At 54.8% G+C, this 17231-nt stretch carries 15 protein-coding genes, 1 tRNA gene and 1 pseudogene; 5 read left to right on the forward strand and 12 right to left on the reverse strand.

All coding sequences use genetic code 11. The features are described from left to right. The first annotated feature begins 576 nt into the window (after positions 1–576). Positions 577–831, forward strand: a complete 255-nt coding sequence (locus CEY08_RS29770; RefSeq protein ID WP_126389510.1) for a hypothetical protein — start codon at positions 577–579, stop codon at positions 829–831. A 229-nt stretch (positions 832–1060) separates the two neighbouring features. On the opposite strand, the gene CEY08_RS08725 is transcribed toward CEY08_RS29770, so the two are convergent. The 3 genes and pseudogenes from CEY08_RS08725 to CEY08_RS08735 form a co-directional block, all read right to left on the reverse strand. Beyond that, the gene (locus tag CEY08_RS08725; protein ID WP_088607627.1) at positions 1061–1528 is read right to left on the reverse strand and encodes a DUF1294 domain-containing protein; all 468 of its coding nucleotides are present in this window, start codon (positions 1526–1528) and stop codon (positions 1061–1063) included. Positions 1529–1579: 51 nt separating this feature from the next. Beyond that, complete coding sequence (locus CEY08_RS08730) at positions 1580–2206, reverse strand: HAD family hydrolase (RefSeq protein ID WP_076817347.1); 627 nt, start codon at positions 2204–2206, stop codon at positions 1580–1582. Positions 2207–2283: 77 nt separating this feature from the next. Continuing rightward, positions 2284–2676, reverse strand: a pseudogene (locus CEY08_RS08735) (HD domain-containing protein); the annotation flags it as partial. Positions 2677–3180: 504 nt separating this feature from the next. Between CEY08_RS08735 and CEY08_RS08740 the strand changes: the two are divergent. Continuing rightward, positions 3181–3792 carry a fimbrial protein gene (locus tag CEY08_RS08740; protein ID WP_232033786.1) on the forward strand — a complete coding sequence of 204 codons (612 nt, stop codon included), beginning with the start codon at positions 3181–3183 and terminating at the stop codon, positions 3790–3792. A 504-nt stretch (positions 3793–4296) separates the two neighbouring features. Here CEY08_RS08740 and CEY08_RS30140 read toward each other — a convergent pair. The 6 genes from CEY08_RS30140 to CEY08_RS08770 form a co-directional block, all read right to left on the reverse strand. Further along, entirely contained in the window at positions 4297–6447 is a 2151-nt protein-coding gene (locus CEY08_RS30140; RefSeq protein WP_076817349.1) for a nuclease-related domain-containing protein, read from the reverse strand. Between the two features lie 152 nt (positions 6448–6599). Continuing rightward, positions 6600–8621, reverse strand: a complete 2022-nt coding sequence (locus CEY08_RS08750) for a DUF3732 domain-containing protein (protein ID WP_076817351.1) — start codon at positions 8619–8621, stop codon at positions 6600–6602. Next, positions 8618–9100 carry a three component ABC system middle component gene (locus CEY08_RS29775; protein WP_076817353.1) on the reverse strand — a complete coding sequence of 161 codons (483 nt, stop codon included), beginning with the start codon at positions 9098–9100 and terminating at the stop codon, positions 8618–8620. The genes CEY08_RS08750 and CEY08_RS29775 overlap by 4 nt, the downstream gene beginning before the upstream one ends. After that, entirely contained in the window at positions 9097–10383 is a 1287-nt protein-coding gene (locus CEY08_RS08755; protein WP_126389513.1) for an ABC-three component system protein, read from the reverse strand. The genes CEY08_RS29775 and CEY08_RS08755 overlap by 4 nt, the downstream gene beginning before the upstream one ends. A gap of 111 nt (positions 10384–10494) precedes the next feature. Further along, on the reverse strand, positions 10495–10728 hold the full coding sequence (locus CEY08_RS08760; protein WP_076817356.1) for an antitoxin VbhA family protein: 234 nt from the start codon (positions 10726–10728) through the stop codon (positions 10495–10497). A gap of 659 nt (positions 10729–11387) precedes the next feature. After that, on the reverse strand, positions 11388–11699 hold the full coding sequence (locus CEY08_RS08770) for a hypothetical protein (protein ID WP_232033787.1): 312 nt from the start codon (positions 11697–11699) through the stop codon (positions 11388–11390). Positions 11700–11758: 59 nt separating this feature from the next. Here CEY08_RS08770 and CEY08_RS08775 point away from each other — a divergent pair, with 59 nt between their 5' ends. The 3 genes from CEY08_RS08775 to CEY08_RS29780 all read left to right on the forward strand — a co-directional run bounded on the left by CEY08_RS08775 (position 11759) and on the right by CEY08_RS29780 (position 14740). Then, entirely contained in the window at positions 11759–12448 is a 690-nt protein-coding gene (locus CEY08_RS08775; RefSeq protein WP_076817358.1) for a metallophosphoesterase, read from the forward strand. 533 nt (positions 12449–12981) lie between these two features. Then, entirely contained in the window at positions 12982–14130 is a 1149-nt protein-coding gene (locus CEY08_RS08780) for a helix-turn-helix domain-containing protein (RefSeq protein ID WP_088607628.1), read from the forward strand. Then, entirely contained in the window at positions 14120–14740 is a 621-nt protein-coding gene (locus tag CEY08_RS29780; RefSeq protein WP_076817361.1) for a PIN domain-containing protein, read from the forward strand. The genes CEY08_RS08780 and CEY08_RS29780 overlap by 11 nt, the downstream gene beginning before the upstream one ends. 241 nt (positions 14741–14981) lie before the next feature. On the opposite strand, the gene CEY08_RS08790 is transcribed toward CEY08_RS29780, so the two are convergent. From CEY08_RS08790 to CEY08_RS08805, 3 genes are all read right to left on the reverse strand, one after another. Continuing rightward, entirely contained in the window at positions 14982–15794 is an 813-nt protein-coding gene (locus CEY08_RS08790; protein ID WP_126389516.1) for a DUF5677 domain-containing protein, read from the reverse strand. A gap of 223 nt (positions 15795–16017) precedes the next feature. Next, complete coding sequence (locus CEY08_RS08795; protein WP_076817365.1) at positions 16018–16644, reverse strand: hypothetical protein; 627 nt, start codon at positions 16642–16644, stop codon at positions 16018–16020. Positions 16645–17067: 423 nt separating this feature from the next. Then, positions 17068–17152, reverse strand: a tRNA-Leu gene (locus CEY08_RS08805). Positions 17153–17231: the final 79 nt, after the last annotated feature.

A 17231-nucleotide genomic window follows, 5' to 3' on the forward strand; every position in this document is an offset into this window, starting at 1 on the left:
CCCGCGTGTGGGCGAAACCAACGACTCCGATTCGCAGAGGGTTTCATGAACCGGAACGGATGGTTGGCAGCGCACCTCTGTCAACTGAACCATGTGCAGACGCGTCCTGGCTGAACGCATGCGTACTTGGCCACAGCAGCATCCAGCTGTGACGGCGGAGGCTCCGGGCTGCACCTTTACGCCGAGCGGTGGATGAAATTGAGGGCCGCGCGCTCTAGTGAGTAGACGGGGGGGACCGTGCGTTGGGGGCTACGCAGCGCGCGCCGGTAGGCATTCGTTCGTCCCATGTCGGAATAGTCCGACTTCGCAATTTTTATGCGGACCTAATGGCAGGCGCGTTGCTAAAAATGAGATCCACCGAAGTGCACTCAATCCGTTGCTTGGCGGGGCAGTAGTGGGACCTTCTACGGCTGCAAGGGCATATATTCTCGGTCGGCATAAATATGTGGCGCTTAAAAGGGTTGCTGCCGATTTTGGGGGCAATCAAGTGTGGCGAAAGAACTGCGGTAGTTCCAACCATGGTCCGATGTGCGGCCGCTGACGGACGAAGTTCTCGAATGAAATCGGAAGAAAATAATGGGTGAAATTCTCGCAGCCATCATGGGCTATCTTATAGGTTTGGAGGATTCGCAGCCTCGTGTACGTTGTCATCGTATGGCTGCTATTGCGGCGAGCTTGTTTTTTCTCGGCACAGTTATTGTCGATTTTTATGATGGCACTCAATGGGATTTGAGTGGAATCGCGTTTTCTTTGATGCTCTCTTTGGCCATATATGTTTGTGTGTTTCTGGCTATGAAGTGCTTCGCTCGAGGTAAGGAGCATCGCAATTAAGTGCGGCGGGCTTGTGTATAAGAGAGAACTCGTGATGGCTAGGATTTTTCTCTTTCTGCCGATTGTCTTCGAAATTGGCCTTGCGTGCGCCGCCTCGGGCCTTGGTAGTAGTGCTTGGAGCGCATGTCCAGGGTCACATGCTTCCACAGCGGATCGAACGCGGCGCAATGCCGCAAATTCGATGGCAAGGTCGCATTCAGGCAGTACTGCAATGCCCGTGCGGGGCGCATTACTGAGGCAGGAGCCTACCCAGCAGCGGCCTGCCATAAGGTGAACACAACGCCAGGAAGACCGCAAGGTTGACGGCGACCGTGATCCAGAACACGGCGCGGAAGCCCGGCTTTATGGACTTGTGCCTCAGCCATTGCTGAGCGATCAATGCGCCCGGCCAGCCTCCGGCCAGTGCGAGCAGATGCAAGGTTCTTTCGGAAATCCTCCAGCGGTCCGCGCGGGCGGCGGCCTTGTCTGCGGCGTAGGCCGCAAAAGTCAGCGCGCTCAACACCAGATAGCATGCGCCCACGACGATCGGCACCCTCCACAGGAAGGTCGCCAATGCGTAGACGACGATAAACGCGGGTGCCAGCCAGATTTGCCAGCCTGTACGCCGCTTAGCGCGATAAGCCGCAGGGTTCCTTGGCGGCTTTTGCCGTGCTGGAAGGCGAACAGACGCGGCGCGCGGCTTTCCGTTAAAGGTCATCAGGCAAGACTCAGGCGCCAGGACGCATGCCGTGCACGGCCAAGCAGCGGTTCAATGTTGATCGACAAGACGCAAGACCTCGGTCAGCGTTTGCAGCGACCCATGGCCCTGCGTTGGCGTGCCACGCCGATCAAGGTGATAGCCATGCATGCCGAATTGCCGGGGCCCTTCCATGTCGGCATCCAGGGTGTCTCCGACCATCAGCACCTCTTCGGGCCGGCACGCCAGGCCGTCGCACAGGTAGCGATAGATCGCGGCCTGGGGTTTTACCGCGCCGGCCTCATACGACCAGGCGCAGAACTCCGGTTGTACGGGCAGTAGCTTCAATACCGGCGGCCCGTAGGGCGCGGCAAGGTTGGAACAGAGCGCCAGCTTTATTCCCCGGTCCTTCAACGCGGCCAAGGTGGGTGCCGCGTCAGGAAAGAGGGTGATCGAGTGGATTTCATCGTGCAGGTCGGCCTCCAGCGCGAGCAGGGCCTCCTCGCTGACCCTGCCGCCAAACAGGCTGGCCGCCTGCCTGAGATCAAGATCGTTGCTCATGGCCCTGGCGCCGTCGTCGCTTTGCCGCTCGCGACCCGCTTCCCCTAGCAGCCGGACCAGCTTCCGAAATGGGCGGGTAGGCCGCTCAATGCGGACCAGTGTTCCAAATACGTCGAATGCGACGGCCTTTATCGGCATCGGGCCTCCGGTTCGTCAGGACCACAACAGGCGTCTTGACTGCGATTTCAGTGGCTGAATTGTAGTCCGCCGCGTGCCTACTTCCCCTGAAAATGCCGGGATACCCATTCCTCGCAAACCGTCCATAGTTGCGGGGCGCCTCTGGCAATGACGGGTCCATAGCGGGCAAGCACCTGTTCAAGCGACACGCCGTTTTCTTTCCACGTCCCGCCGTCCGTGTACACGTTGATAAGCAGCGGCTGGAACCGGTCAAGCGCCTTGGCGAACTTCGCATCCTCGGTTTCGGCAGCCTCGAATTCCAGCCAGAGATCCAGGAATGCGGCGGCTTGCGGCTGCGGCAACAAGCCAAAAATCCGCCTCGCGGCCGCGGCTTCCTGTTCCGCCTGCATGTCGGCAGATGCGCCGCCATGTATCGGAAAATCGCCCACGTCGATTTCGACGATGTCATGCAACAACAGCATTTGCATGACCGCGTTTCGGAAGTTCGACACGCCGGATGGGGCAGATTTCAGGTCTGTCTGATGTGTCATCCGGAACGGTGCCGCTAAATTCACTTAAATCTTTTTGACACGCTGCTCTAGCTCAATCTGTAACGCTGTGGGTCGTGGGTGAATCTTTGGTAGAGCTTAGAAATGAAGCGATTTGGTATGCACTTGATGATTCCAGCGGGAGTGGCGGTCTGCCTACTAGGCCTTTCGAGCACGGCTCAGGCGACAGTTTGTTACCTTGCGGATAGCCCTTTACTGGACTACAGCGGTCCGCGGACTCTTTCTGTACCACGCGATACGCCCGACGGTACGGTTCTCTACTCTGAGCGGATGTGGCTGCCTAAGGTGTCATTCGAATGCGGCATTGGGGCGATTTACGGGATACATCTTGCCCCGGGACGTGGAACGCAGCCTGCGAGGGGCTCTCTTTTCCCTACTGGGGCTTCCAATCTTGCGTTTCGGTGGAGATTCCCAAGCGGCACGCCCATGCCAGTTCCGTATCCCCTTGCGAATGCGATTTACTACACCATCGGTGGTGGTCTCACCACCCTGGAAATCGTTAAAGTTTCGAGTCTTGAGTCTAGCTCGACTATCAAGGCGGGCGATTTGGGCGCCTTGAAGGGCGCAGGTGTACCTCTGGTAAGACTTGGGCTCAGCAATCCCATCCATGTTGTTCCCATTTCTTGCGAGTCGCCCGATGTTCGTGTGGCGATGGGCAATGACTATACGTCGTCGGATTTCGACGGCCCAGGCAGTAGAACCCAGCCGGTCTCTTTCAACCTCACATTGAACAACTGCCCGCCAGGCATTAGTAATGTGAGCTACAAGCTCAAGGCTGTGACGCCAGTGGTTGACGCTAGTCAGGGCATTGTTGCTTTGAATGACGGCTCCAGCGCTGTAGGCATTGCCCTGCAGATTCGAAATGGAGATGATGTTCCACTTGCTTTGGACACTGCGCATGCATTCAGCGCCTACGACAAGAATGGTGGCACCTTCCAGATTTCATTGAAGGCAAACTATTACCGGCTTTACAACGAACGCGTCTACAAGGCAGGAACCGCGAACAGCGAAATCGCGTTCGTCATGAGCTACATGTAGGGCACTTTCTGAAGCAGAAAACTTGGTCGAGGTCAGAAACAGGAAAAAAGCCGTTGGCGGTAAGGTCAACGGCTTTTTGAATTTTGGTGTGGGGCTGGAATCGAACCGGCACGCCTTGCGGCGGGGGATTTTGAGTTGGCGATTTACAGTGTTTCTACAGGGAAATGGGGCGAATTCTAGCGTAGGTTGAAATAGGTAAAACCAGTTTAAAATCAGTAGGTTAGAGTATTTTGCCTGAATTGGTGAAAACTGGTCGCTGTACCTGTATCGTACCGAAATTTCAGTTCAGTACTGAAGAGGAATTGTCAGGGCTGCACGACCGTTACCGACTCGTTGCAGTCCATTGGCCATGAAATACGAAATAGCGCTCTCAGCTATGTCGCGACCATTCAAATCTTCAAAGTCTCCAATCAACCGATTTGACTGTCTCTGCGAATTTTAATGGTTGAGCAGTCATCTGTTGTGCAGCCATAGTGCACCGACTTCTAGGCAAGCACCTCGTGATTAATTCAAGCAGCACTTCTTGTACTTTCGACCGCTACCGCACGGGCATGGATCATTCCGGCCAAGTTTCGTGCGGTTGACCTGTCTAGAAAGCAGGGGAAGAGCATCGCGTACTTTTGATGCCGGTTTCATGTCAGCGATCAGCTGCTCCATTTCTTCAGAAGCTTCCCATGGACTGTCCAAAGTTACGCCAAACTGGACTTGCCCAGTCGGGTCCACTGAGATTCCAAACCACTGTGCTGCGCGCTGCTGGTACTTCCGCTTGGCACAGTGCGTCTCCAACACAGCAACGGCTTCTGGAGATAGCGTTGGATTGCAATGGAAGCAGACTCCGCAAGGTGGGTTGCTAGATGCGAGCGTAACGTCGTGCCGCTTGCCGTCGATTCGCGCTTGCTTCGTGATTATTTCGAGTACGCGATGGACGTTCCTGCATGTATGTTCGTCCATGGAAAGCAGGTGAAATCCAAGCTCTAGAGTCGCTGGGTCTGCCCTAGCTTCGATTTGTTGGATGAGCTGTTCATAACGAGTGCCGCGCATCTTCGTGAGAATGCCCTCGGGGGTGTCATCGCCAGGCAGATTGTCCCTTCGAACCAGCATAGCTGTGTCTAGGTCCTGGGCGATAGAATCCTCAAGCATGACGAGATCGTGCTTGTCATCCAGCCAGAGATTCTGCTTAAGGTGATAGCCAAGCACGGTCAGCTCGTGGCCGCTCATCAGCTTGTCAGAGACGGCAACGCGCAATTTCACATAGCCGAGCAATCGCAAAGGTGTTGCCAGAATCTCCGTCATCGTGTCGAGAAGAAACACATCCATCACGAACGGAGGGCGGATGGCACTGGTGGTCTGATACTTTAGCGACTGGCTAACCTGAAAGGCCAGCGCTGGATAATGTTCCGACACGAGGCTAAACAGGAATACCTCTTTTATGTTCGGTGGAAGCTCGACTTCATTTCTGTTGTCATCCAAAAGCCGGCATCCGCCGGCAAGCAACTCGTTCGCGCATAGCCAACCTTGGTTATACGAATCTTGGATGGCAGCAGCGAAGTCGGCTTTTAGTTGGTTATCATTCCCCTTGCGCGCAGCGATGGTGAGCTTCTTTGCCTTCGCCTGCAAGATGATAAGCCGGTCTCCATATATAACCAAAACGTCCACTTCACCCACAATGTCCTTGCCACGATGCAGGTTCACATTCGTGTGGACATGCTCACGACCGAAAACCTTAACCAAGCGGCGTGCAGCGAACTGTTCGGTAAAGGCGCCGCGATGCTTGGCGGCTGTGGGACGGTAAGCCTTGTCGCTCCACATCCAAAAGAAGGGAGATTCGTATAGCGCTTCATAAATGGCGTAGTGCGAGAAGAGAAGCACAGTTCCACGGTCGGTTGGTAGCAGCGGCCGCGCAGCTACCTCGTTGAAGTCGCCGACCTCCTTGAACCCAGAGTTATCGCCCGCAAAGAGGAACGCGCTGAAGAAGGCTTCCACTATATCTTTATCAACGCCACTATGAAACGCCACCTCATCCAGCGAGAACTCGAATGCAGGCAACCAAGTCACGGGAGGAGCGCTCGCCGCTCGGGCGTCTGCGAGTAGTTGCGTCCCCTTCTTGTCCATCAAGGCACACATAGCCCTCGCGATAGTCCTCGCTTGGCCGGATGCAAAACCCTTGTTTTTGAGCATCCATGCGTCATCGGCTCCGTACCTCTCAGGCACAAGGTCCCTGTACTGGAAGGCATAAGCTGACTCGGTGCCATAAAAAATGGGTTCCCGCATCCCTGGGCCGTGCCATGGATTTGGCGGTTCGGCACCCGTCTTGAGCGCCTCGACCATAGATGCAAACATCGGGTGGGACATCGAGTTATGCAGTTCCTGCAAAAGAGCATCGGTGCGCGTGACGTAGCCCTCAATCACATCAGTTGTCTGTAGAGACAGGTCCAACGGCCCTTTTACCATCAGGCCAATTAGTGTCGTCAGCTCCGTCCGTATGAGGCGCTCTCTACTGAATAATCGGTCCATGTCGGACGGCGCCAGCTTGCCTTGGACATAGATGATGTTGTCCCGATGACAGATTTTTGCGAGTGCATGAGCATATCCCGGAGATCCAACTAACTTAGTCAGATCTTCAAGGATTCGGAGCTCTTCTCGTGGTTTGTCCATGGCTTCTCCTATCTTGTTCTCAACTCTCGTTGGCCAATCACGAATGTCGCCCGTGCGCTGCCTCTGATGCTCCCAACCTAAAGTGGCAATTCAGCCCACCAAGACGCGATGACTGTGTTCTTTTCGCGGCAAATGCAGCCACGTACCTGCCCCTAAGCTCGGCGCCGTTTCCATTCGCGAGGAATCAGCCCCTTCCCCGAAGCGCGAGTCCAGCGCTCCCTAGTTGCTGCAACATAGCGGGGGTCAAGGGGAAAGTAAGCATGTTCAAGCAAAAGTACCTGGAGACCGTTCTGTATCTGCACCTCCTCGAACAAGAAATCGATGTGCTGACGCATGGCTTCGTAGTCTTCATCGCCAGCCTTCACAGATATCTCGTCTGGTCGCTCCTCATCTGTGTCGCTATTCAGTTCATCCGCTTCGTCGTCATCCAGTTCTTCGGTGTCGCGAGTCTGATTTGGGAAGTATGGGCGGCTGAGCTGATCCAGCACTATCACACCGGGAACTGGTCTATGTGCTTTCTCAAAATATCTCTGCATGCCAAAGGCCAGCGCTACATGAACGGCAAGCCAATTCTGGTCAGATCCGAGGTCCGCCATTGCAAGAACTGCTCCCTCCGGTCCAGCTTCAATGATGTTTACCTGCGGCTCGCGAGCCGAAAAAAGGAGTTCAGCATCGACGCAAGGCTCAACCTTGGGCAGTTTCGAGAACGCTTCGGACGCATATCTGGACACCACCTCCTCCGCACGCCTCATCCGTATCCGGCGGTTATCTGCATCCACCAATGCTTCCAGTTTTGCAATCTCCTCCTTCTGCTGACTCAAATCTTTTGCAGTGCGAAGGAGATGATCGTCAACCGTTTCGAGGAAGTACGAAGCCTTACCTTGGAAGAATGACCGCACCTGAGCCAGATCAGCGAACTGCTTCGCCTGTGCGAGTTGGCTTAGAACGGAAGTAACACTGGCGTCCAGTTCGCGCAGGCGATTACTCAGTTCCTCAATACGTTTGGTCAGCGATTCGGCAGCCTCACTGATCTGCGGTCGCAAACGTCCAACCGCGCTTGACTCGGCCCGAATCGTTTCTAATGATCGCTTAATGGCTGCGGCTACGTTGGTGCCGGCTGCAGTATTGGATTCACATATAGGGCATGTATGGGGAATATCCAGCAATTTCAGATGCTCTGCTATCAGCAACTTCTGCTCTTGACTTGTCACTGCTGCCTCGTAGTCTTTGGACTCCTGCTCCGTCAAGAGTAGAGCCCTCAGCTTACGTTTGGCCTGGTTTAACTCTCTGATGGTGGACCGACGTTGCTCCTGAAGATCATCGAGTTGCTCAGAGCCGGGGTATCGCGTTGCAACCTCATTCGACCCTGCAGACCGTCGTAGCATTTCAATCAACGTTGCTTCATCAGCCGGATCGGGCACGCTTTCAAGTAAACCGAGTCGCTCAGCCTCCTGGAGAAGAATTCGGGCTCTTTGCTTGACAAGACTGTTCTTGGCGACTCGAGCATTCTCGCGCGCGATATCTAACTCCAAAGCCCTGCGTGCTTGTCGAAGCCGCCTTTCTGCTGCGGCGGTTTCACTCGTTACCACTCCCAAAAAATACGGCATAGTCGCGATGATGAGCGGTGCTTTACGAGCGTCATCGAGTCCGTGCATCAGTACTGTTTCGCTATCGATCACTTCTTTAGTCACGAAGACGTAAGGGGTGAACTGGCGGATTGAAGGCCGGTCTGGGGAGTCTCGTCCGGGTTCTTCAGTTTCATTCACCGAGATTGATTCAATACCGAATGCAGCACCCAACCGCGCCTTGCCGGAGGCCACATTACCGCGGCCTTCGAATTCTTCCACCGAGCGGGGAATTTTCAGATTCCGGCCTGTAGTCACGTACATGTAGGAATTCGGTGCTTTGCCGACCAGTGGAACTTGACGACATGAAATCATCTCGTCTTGTCCGCGCACCCACTTGACACCGACTGCCACACAGCGACGTCTCACGTAAACGGGTAACTGACACTTGGACGAGCCAAGACAGTAGTCCAATGCCTTGATGACCGCAGACTTCCCCGTGCCAGAAGCGCCTGTAATGACGTTCACGCGTTCCGCTTTTAGCTCGATCATGCGGAACGCGTCTTCCTCTCCAATGAAGAAGATGTTCGCGATGTTCCATCGCTTCATACCGAAACTCCAAATGCTTCAAAAACCGCTCTCGGAGAGCCCATTGCCGCCATCCAAATGCCAAGTAGTCGAGCTCGCTTCAATGCGCCCGCCGCGATCCCACCTGATACGGCCGTAGGCATGCTCTCCAGTAGTGACTCTAAGTCGCCATTGCTCGTGAGTCTTAGCTTCCCAGCAATGCAGCCGAAGCGGATCGCATTAGTCGTTATCTCAAGCGTCAGGTTGACCTTTTTGGAAATATCTACCGTCACCTCTGGATGTCGACTCAGCCAAACTGAAAGCCCAGTATCTTTATTGCAGCCCACGAAGGTGGTCGCAAATTCCTCCGATATTGCAATTGGTACGATTAGGTAAACCAATGCACTCGTTGGATATTGTCCTGCAAGCTGTGCCTCTTGATAAGCGGAGCAGAATCGCGAGAAAACGGCGCAGCAGAACGCCGGATTGGTCTCCGCGAAGATGTCGCGTGCTTTGATCACGGCTTCTCCAACAACAGGTCTCTAAAGTCAGGGTGCCAGCCGACACTCAGCTCTACTGCCAGCACCTGATAGCAGCCACGTACGTAATAGCTGGCATTCCAGTTTGGTGCGAAGGGCGACACGTGCCTGTGAGCCTGTTCGAAAGACCATCTGAAGATTCCAAGACCGGCGCTGCACTTGTCGTCTGCCGAAGAGGCTGCGTGCTGCTCTACCGCTATACCATGCTTATATGCCCACTCTTCAATCAACATTTGATCGTATTGATCGATGCGAACCGCCATATCGACCCGTTCACTCATCCACTTGTGTCGCTGCGACCTGGCCCTCCACTCCTCGCGCTCCGCAGCTTGAATTTCCGTTTTGGTACACCTGACAAGCTGAAGCTGCCTAGCGATCATAGACGGTGGTGTATGGCCTTCAGGCATCGCTTTGAACTCAAAGTCAGCTAGGATTTCGTCTCGCTCAAGTTGGCCCGCGATTTCGATTATTTGCTGTTGAACCTCTAGCATCGATATCACTCTCACTCGCTTTCCACAGAACGAGTGAACAACTTGAAGGTCCCACCATTCCATCAGCCGTTGTGTAATCGCATTCCTACGACTGGGCGGAAAATTGCTCAGCCTTTTAGCGATTTCTTCCGAGATATTCTCTATGTTGGTGGCGCTTGGCAGAATCGTGATTCTGGAAAGCAGATTCCTTCGCGCATTGCTTTGGAGGTTCAAGAATGCTGCGCAGCACAGCACACGTTGAGCGTGGGGAAACGGACTTTTGCCAACGATTTTGGCTGCATCGTGTTCGTCCACGACGCGCTGCGCCTCAATTTCTAGAAGCCCAAGAAGCTCGTCCCGAGGAGTACTCAGATCACGAAGTGGTTCAAGCGGGCTGCCTATGGGAAGCGGCGCCACCGTCACCAGCTGAAATTGCGTTTCGTTGAGGCTTAGTTTTGGGAGTACGTCTATCCAGGCTTTCAGCGTTTTCCACAGTGCAACCGAGCTGATGGTCACCGGAGGCGGCGCGGTGCTCAGAGAGTGCTTGAGTTGAGCCAGCAACGACTGGCCATTCGCGAGAATCTCGATGTCATCCAGACGCTCGAGACAAATGGCAGCATCATCATCAGGCGCACTGACGATACGCAGGAGACCGTAAAGCGACTGGTAGTAAAACCCCATCGCCGCGTCGGCTGCAGAGTGGCTGCCATCCAGACCGTTTTCCGAAGAACCCAAACCGTCTCCTTCCTTTGACGCGTGACGATATCCGCTCCAAGCCGAAATCAGCCAGTTCAAAACAGACACGCCTGCATCTATACCGTCATATTGAACTTACTCAATTGCGCATGTATTGCAAATCCCGGCGACAGCCTATCCTGACTAGTCCCCAAATCCAAAATTTCTTCGTCATGACGAAGACTTTGGAAGCGCCAATGCATCAGCGCGCGGCTGCACAAACTCTTGCAGGCTTATCTGACCATCGACGAAACGCTGAGCGTGGGCCTCATCTGCTTCACTGAGCGAGAAACCTTCTAGACCGACGGAGGCCCGCGCATAGTTAACTGCCGATTGCCGGCGGCTGCGTTCGGTATCCGATATGGTTTTGTGGGGCTGTTGCCTGCATTTACCCGTGCTTGCCATGGTGCCTCCTTGCCGTAGGTAACTCGATCTTACAAGAAGTATGGGTAATTTGGTTTAGGTACACGTAGCTACAGAGATGGCGCGCTGAAATTGTCTTGTTCTTGTTTTACCTGCTATGGACGCCAGTATCGGCTGCATACTAGCCGTAGTTTCCAAAGTTGCTTTGCCTCTCTGGACTCTCCACCCTCGCCGGCGGGAGCCTCGGGAGCAGGGGTTGCAGGCCTCTGGCCCGGAGCTCTTACCCCCGGGGCATAGCGTAGGGCGCTCCTGCCGCGTCAAGGGGCCCTGTCCTCGCCCTGTGGGCTGCGGGCCGCGCCAACCCCTTGACCCGTCATCCGCTTGATAGCACCGCTACTGACGCCGTTTGGCCGGAAGAGGCGTCAAGGGCGGAACCGGAAGCCGCAGCCCGAAGCGCAGCGCAGGGAACGGGTGAGGATCCCGGGCGAAGCCTTCACCCTTGATGCCTCTGGAAGCCATGCAGCCTGTCGGCCGGGGGGAGGAACAAGGCGAAGCCGCTGGGCCTGCCCCCGCGGCCAGTCCGGCAAGAACGGACGCGGGATGCAACCGAAGGGGTTGCCCAAGCGTAGCGCGGAGATATGTGCGGCCATAAATGAAAAGGCCTCGCTGATGGCGAGGCCGATGCGGACGCAACATGCACATCACTTACCGTTGACGGAGCCGCCCGTTGCCGGCCCCCAGTTCTTGCCCATGTTCTGCAAGACGTGTTGCCGATAGGCTGGGTTCCACATGGTGTTGCCTGCGATCATGTGGTTGGTTCGGCCAGCAGTAACCATCATGCCCGACTGCATATCGCGGCGAGTCGTTCTGGAATTCACCACGTTGCCAATATCCTGCGCCATGCTCTTGAATGTCACCGCGTCAAAGGCGATGCCGCCAGCCAGTTTGTCACCGAAACCACTCGTTTTTCTCTGTGCCAAGAAGACGGTCAAGGCAAGAACGATGATCTGCACTCCACGTATCATGACGGGTATGCAGAACAAGTCGTTAGGGAACTATATGGAATCTTGGAATGACGCCCGGTAATGTCCGAGTCCAGTGTTTTCAATTGAATGCCAACGGCCGTGATTTTGCGGCGGGGAACATCCATGGTCATTTTGGTCGGCTTGAAGTCGCGCTGGCTGCCGTAAAGTTCTCGCCAGAAAAGGACCGATTGTTTTCCGTAGGGGACCTTGTAGACCGAGGCCCTGAATCGGCCGATGTTCTGAAATGGTTGGAGCGCCCGTGGTTTCACGCGATCTGTGGGAATCACGACTTGATGACGTGGCGGCGGGCGATGGGCGATCCGATTCCGGACGTCGATCATCGTGTCCACGGCGGCGGATGGTTGGATGCCTGTGTTATCGATGCTCGTGAACGCATTGCGGCCTGCTTGAGCGCCTTGCCGCTGGCTATCGAGGTAGAAACGCCTAGTGGTGTAGTCGGTATGGTTCATGCCGACTTCCCCTATGACGATTGGCAGGCTATTCACGGCGCTACCTTTAGTCCAGAGGACGAAGATGCCTGCCTATGGTCCGTAGATCGTTATCGAATGCAGTATTCCCAGCCTGTCCGCAATGTACGTGCGGTGGTCCATGGACATATGACCCTACACGAGCCTGCGCAGCTTGGCAACGTTTACTACATCGATACAGGTGGATGGCAGGATGAGGGGAGGTTTACGTTGCTGGACTTGCATACGCTGAAATTGTGGCCGTGCTAATGCCATTTTGCTACCTCTGGAGTACACGGACCAGCCTTCAAAGGCCCCGCAAACGGGCGGATCAGAGAAGTGATCTGATATGCGAAAAAAGGTTCATCGCCGATTTCCGGGGAAGGCTTCTCGCCTGACGTTTTCGAGATTGCGCAGTAGCAGCCTGCCTGAAGACCTGATGCTCTTGCGCGCCACTCGGTCGCCGCGTAGGCGGGGATGATTCGCTCCGGAAGAGATACGGCCGAGTTCGGCCACAAGCCGTCACTGACCATCCAATCCGGATAGCGGCCATCCAAGCGAGGCGGTATGCTCTCCGCCTGTGTGCCAGATGGGGCGCATCAGCCCACTAATCTGTCGGCCGCTGCTATTCCTGTCTTGTTATCTTGCCTGGCACGTGGCTCCTGCATCCAAACAGTGACTTGCAGGACAAGTTATCTGACATTCCAACGTTATGCGACAGAACTGTCGCCCTAAAACAAAGTTTTGCCTCATAGAATGGCACCCGATTCGCTCAATGTTCATATCGATCTAGAAGGCAAGACATGAAGATTGATCTTGTGTTGATCTCGACTCGGCTTGCAGAAGCACGCCGGCTCCAATCTGTTGAACTTGCTGAAGCCGCAGCGCAGACTGGCATTGAAGCCGGACGGCTCGCAAGCATCGAAGCCGGTCAACAGGTGCCTTCCGGCGACGAACTGCTGATCCTTGCTAACTACTATGCACGTGATTTTCGTGACTTTGTCGATCCAAGCCGCCCAGAGCCGTTCAAACAGACCGATATCCTTTACCGTAGATACGGACAAGCATTTACTCCCAGAGATCGGCGAGCAATTCAGGAATTCTTGTTTCTCTGTGAGATTGAGGCCACTCTTGAGAAGGAGCTTGGTGGTGGCGTCACCCAATTCCCGTTTAGACCTACCGGCACCCATATGAAATCGCACGGGGAGCAGGCAGCAAAGGCACTACGGCGTCAAATGGGGTACAGCGCAAAGCAAATTCGACTGGATATTTACTCAGACTTTCGCAGCATCGGATTGCATGTTTTTCGGCGTCGACTGGCTAACTCAGAAATTTCCGGCCTTTACATTGAGCATCCCATTGCGGGCCATTGCATCTTGGTCAATTACGAAGAAGACATTTACCGGCAGCGGTTTTCCGCAAGCCACGAGGCTGCACATGCCATTTTTGATTCCACCGAGGCGGCCAGCGTCAGCTACCAGCGGAATAGCTCCAAATACGACCGACAAGACCTGAAAGAGATACGGGCGAATCGGTTTGCCTCCTGTTATCTGATGCCCCCCGAACTGCTCCCCAGGAATCAGCATTGGGATACGGCGCTGGCTCAACATTGGGCACAAACGCTTAAGGTCAGCACGGAAGCCTTGTCATATGCCTTGCTAGATGCCCAACTTGTTGGCCAAGGCACTGCAAAGTTAATTCGCTCGGCACGCGTGCCGATGGCAGAAAAGGTTGATCCTGAAGCCCCCGACTATCTCAACGCTACTCAGTTGAACCGCCGACTACAGTTAATGGAGCGCGGCCTGTCAGATTACTACGTGGGCTTGTGTTTCGAGGCCCACAAACAAGGGCTGATTTCGGCTGGTCGATTAGGGGAGGCCTTGTTAGCCGACCACAAGGAGACACGAGAAATTTCCATCCTTTACGGCCGGAGCATCGTTGATGAGCTTTGATCCGGCACGATTCGCTGTTGTTTCCGTGGTAGATACCTGCGCGGTTTGGAACATGCTTTCTTCACTGCGCCTGAACGAAGCCGCCATTCAGGCGAAGCTGCATTTCTGCATTACGCCTGTTGTACTTTATGAATGCCTGCACAAGCCTCGCCCGAATATCACACCTGAGCAGCAAGAGCTCATGGGGCGTTTGGTCTCCAATCGAGCAAAAGGCAGATTTCCTGTGCAGGAGTGTAGTTTGGATGACTTGCTCACCGTATCAGAAAGAGCGCCGGGCAAGCTCGGGTCCGGGGAGCTGTCGTGTATTGCTGCCGCTTATCGCATCCGCAATATTGCGGTAATGACTGACGAGAAACTGACCAGAAGGTACGCGCAGAACAACTTGGGATTGTCGGTGGAAACCACGCCTCGCCTCTATGGTTACCTTCACTATCACCAGCACTTGGGCGGCGCTGATCACGATGAGGTCATCAAAGAGCACGAGCGTTTCGAGAAAAGACCGCTAACTCCGTTTTTTAATCAGACGTTCGATGAGGCAATGCGTTGCCGGCTGATGACCAGCATGAGCGCAACCCTGTCTTCGCCAACGGCTGGCACGAATTCAGAATGAGAATCATCGGTAATTGTTGTTAAAGCGACATGGCTACTAACTGCTCCTTCAACTCGGATGCCACAGCAGGCCACGCTCTCGGCTTTCTTATGATCCCGCGATATCTTCCGCACTTCGTGCTCCGACGTCAGACCGAGATCGACCAAAAGCGGATTGTCAGTGGGCTGCAATCGGTAGGCTTCTTCGGTCGGGAGCGGCCTTCGCCATCATGAGGCGGCTCTCGGCGCGAAACGGAAACTCACTACCAAAAGGATTCCTCATTTGCCTTTGGACGCGAGAGGGCATGGTGCCTAGTGTTGTGGATATCGATGGTCTGCCTGATGTTGTCTTGTGCGAAGATCAGATAGAGCACTTCCAGAGCCCCCAGAAAAGCAGATATAGCAGCTGACAAAATTTGTTCAAGCCCATCTCGTTGGGGTGAAAACTTTAGCTTCTCAATGCGTCCTGATGCATTTCGTACTAAATGTCGATTCATAGACTCTAAAGAGGCGTGAGCCGAATCCCCTGACAGCTTTCTATACACCACCTGATATAAGGGATCGAGGCCAACTTCTTTTGCCAACTGAAGGAGCTTAATATCCTTGAGGACATGACCTTTGGCCTTGACGTCATCTACCAGCGTGCGCATATCCGCAGCTGCTTGCACGTCTCCCATGTCCTCCTCAAGATGAGTTGCCAGAGCTGCAGCCATGGAAGCAAAGTGAGCGTTGTTTGATGCAGCCATTCTCTGGGGGAAATCCGCAACCATGGCTAGGCCGCCAAGATAAATTGCGCTCTCTACGACATTGCGTGCAAGTGCACCGGCGTCTGCCAGCATGCCACGCTCCGTCAGCAAAATCACCGCCTCGAAAGACTGTAACGCTCGAGCAAACATAGCGGCCGCTCCCAGCTCCCGATCTGAGCCACTTGAGGGAGCCAAGGTAACTAATATGGCTACTGAGGCACGATTGATGTCCTCAACAAGGGTGAACCAATCCGCTGCATTTTCGCGAACCTCTTGCCGCCAAGCATTTACATTGGGCGACAGAAATCCATCTGGCAGTAGACTCCTCATTGAGCACCTCAATTAGTCGGTAAAGCGTCGATTTTAGAGGTGCTAGCATGGCGCGTGAGGGGGCGGGCGCAAAAAAAATCGGACGAGCGCTTTGGGTCAGGAGCAATGGCCAGAAAGGTTCGTTCTGCACCCCCAACCTCCCCGCAGCTCGGCGTAGACCCAAAGAAAAGGCCCTTCACCCATAGGTGAAAGGCCTTTCGTTTTAGAACTGACTCAGGGTGGTTTATCCGCGCTTAAACAAGCGCTCGTGCATCCATCCCTCATTGGTCAGGATGACAGCCGCCTTGCCCTGTATATCTCCCTGGGTCTGTTCCGCAAAATTCTTGTAGTTGGCACGCATGCCTTCCGATTTGGCCCAGCCATCTGCTCCCTCTACCTTATAACGGTAGTTCACCTGCGACAGCTTTACGCCCATCATGTCGCTGGGTTCAGTGAAGTTGCTCACTTCCACTACGGTGTACTTGCCGGTGCAGAAGGCTTCTTGCCCAGCCAGCGTGCTGGCGCCATTGGCGACGAGGAATTTCTTGCCGGTGTCAGTGATTTGGTACTCGGTGGCCGGCTCCATCTTGTTGCCGAACATGGCTTTGACTTCGGTGTCTCGCTTTGTCAGCAGTCCGGCATCGACCAGCGCGTCGGCGCGCTTCTTGCTCTGACCGCCCAGCATGTCTTGATTCGCCACGGTGAACGGAAAGCCCTTTCCAGGAATCGCAGCGCACAGGCCCTTCTGAGTGTCCAGGTATGCCTGTATGGCCTTGCTGAAGTTGCTCTTGTTGGCGTCCTTGGCGCTGCCGCACGCGGCAAGGGTAAGTGCAAGGCTGCTGATGGCGACGATCTTGATAGCGGTATGCAAAACTAGCTTCCTCTGTAGATTAAGACTATCGGTTGTTCATTATGGCAACGCGATGGAGCGATTATGCGTTGTTGGCATCGGCTTGTGGCCGCTGATGGCGGATACCTCCGGATCGCTCAAGCCGGCTTCCATGAACCGGCTAACAGTCTTGTGCTGCAGATCGTGAAAGCGGAAATCCTTAAGGCCCATTGCTTGCTTGGCATCGGGCCACGCTTTGTCGAACGGGTAGGGGCGTCGTATGGGATCCTGGCTGGGTGCGCCGAAGAACGCGAGTTCGGTGTCGGGCGGGCGCAGGGGTTGGCAAGTGACTCGGTGAACACGCGGACCGAAACTTGACCTGACCACAATGCTAGGATAATCCCCCGATGCGGGGCTTGTACTGCGAAATCTTCTAACGGTTTGAATTAGCAGAAGATTTGAAGATGGTGCCCGGGGCCGGAATCGAACCGGCACGCCTTGCGGCGGGGGATTTTGAGTCCCCTGCGTCTACCAATTTCACCACCCGGGCTAGGAGGTCGCGGACACGTCCAGGTGACGGTCGCGGGAGAAGCGAAGACGGCGATTATATGCGGTCTGAGAAAAATTGT

The sequence above is a fragment of the Achromobacter insolitus genome, from assembly GCF_002209555.1.
GTDB classification, from domain to species: domain Bacteria; phylum Pseudomonadota; class Gammaproteobacteria; order Burkholderiales; family Burkholderiaceae_B; genus Achromobacter; species Achromobacter insolitus.

Excerpts from the sequence above, each read along its gene's own strand:
- CEY08_RS29770 (WP_126389510.1), top strand. The coding sequence starts at position 577 with ATGGGTGAAATTCTCGCAGCCATCATGGGCTATCTTATAGGTTTGGAG.
- CEY08_RS08725 (WP_088607627.1), bottom strand. The coding sequence starts at position 1,528 with ATGACCTTTAACGGAAAGCCGCGCGCCGCGTCTGTTCGCCTTCCAGCA.
- CEY08_RS08730 (WP_076817347.1), bottom strand. The coding sequence starts at position 2,206 with ATGCCGATAAAGGCCGTCGCATTCGACGTATTTGGAACACTGGTCCGC.
- CEY08_RS08740 (WP_232033786.1), top strand. The coding sequence starts at position 3,181 with ATGCCAGTTCCGTATCCCCTTGCGAATGCGATTTACTACACCATCGGT.
- CEY08_RS30140 (WP_076817349.1), bottom strand. The coding sequence starts at position 6,447 with ATGGACAAACCACGAGAAGAGCTCCGAATCCTTGAAGATCTGACTAAG.
- CEY08_RS08750 (WP_076817351.1), bottom strand. The coding sequence starts at position 8,621 with ATGAAGCGATGGAACATCGCGAACATCTTCTTCATTGGAGAGGAAGAC.
- CEY08_RS08760 (WP_076817356.1), bottom strand. The coding sequence starts at position 10,728 with ATGGCAAGCACGGGTAAATGCAGGCAACAGCCCCACAAAACCATATCG.
- CEY08_RS08775 (WP_076817358.1), top strand. The coding sequence starts at position 11,759 with ATGACGCCCGGTAATGTCCGAGTCCAGTGTTTTCAATTGAATGCCAAC.
- CEY08_RS08780 (WP_088607628.1), top strand. The coding sequence starts at position 12,982 with ATGAAGATTGATCTTGTGTTGATCTCGACTCGGCTTGCAGAAGCACGC.
- CEY08_RS29780 (WP_076817361.1), top strand. The coding sequence starts at position 14,120 with ATGAGCTTTGATCCGGCACGATTCGCTGTTGTTTCCGTGGTAGATACC.
- CEY08_RS08790 (WP_126389516.1), bottom strand. The coding sequence starts at position 15,794 with ATGAGGAGTCTACTGCCAGATGGATTTCTGTCGCCCAATGTAAATGCT.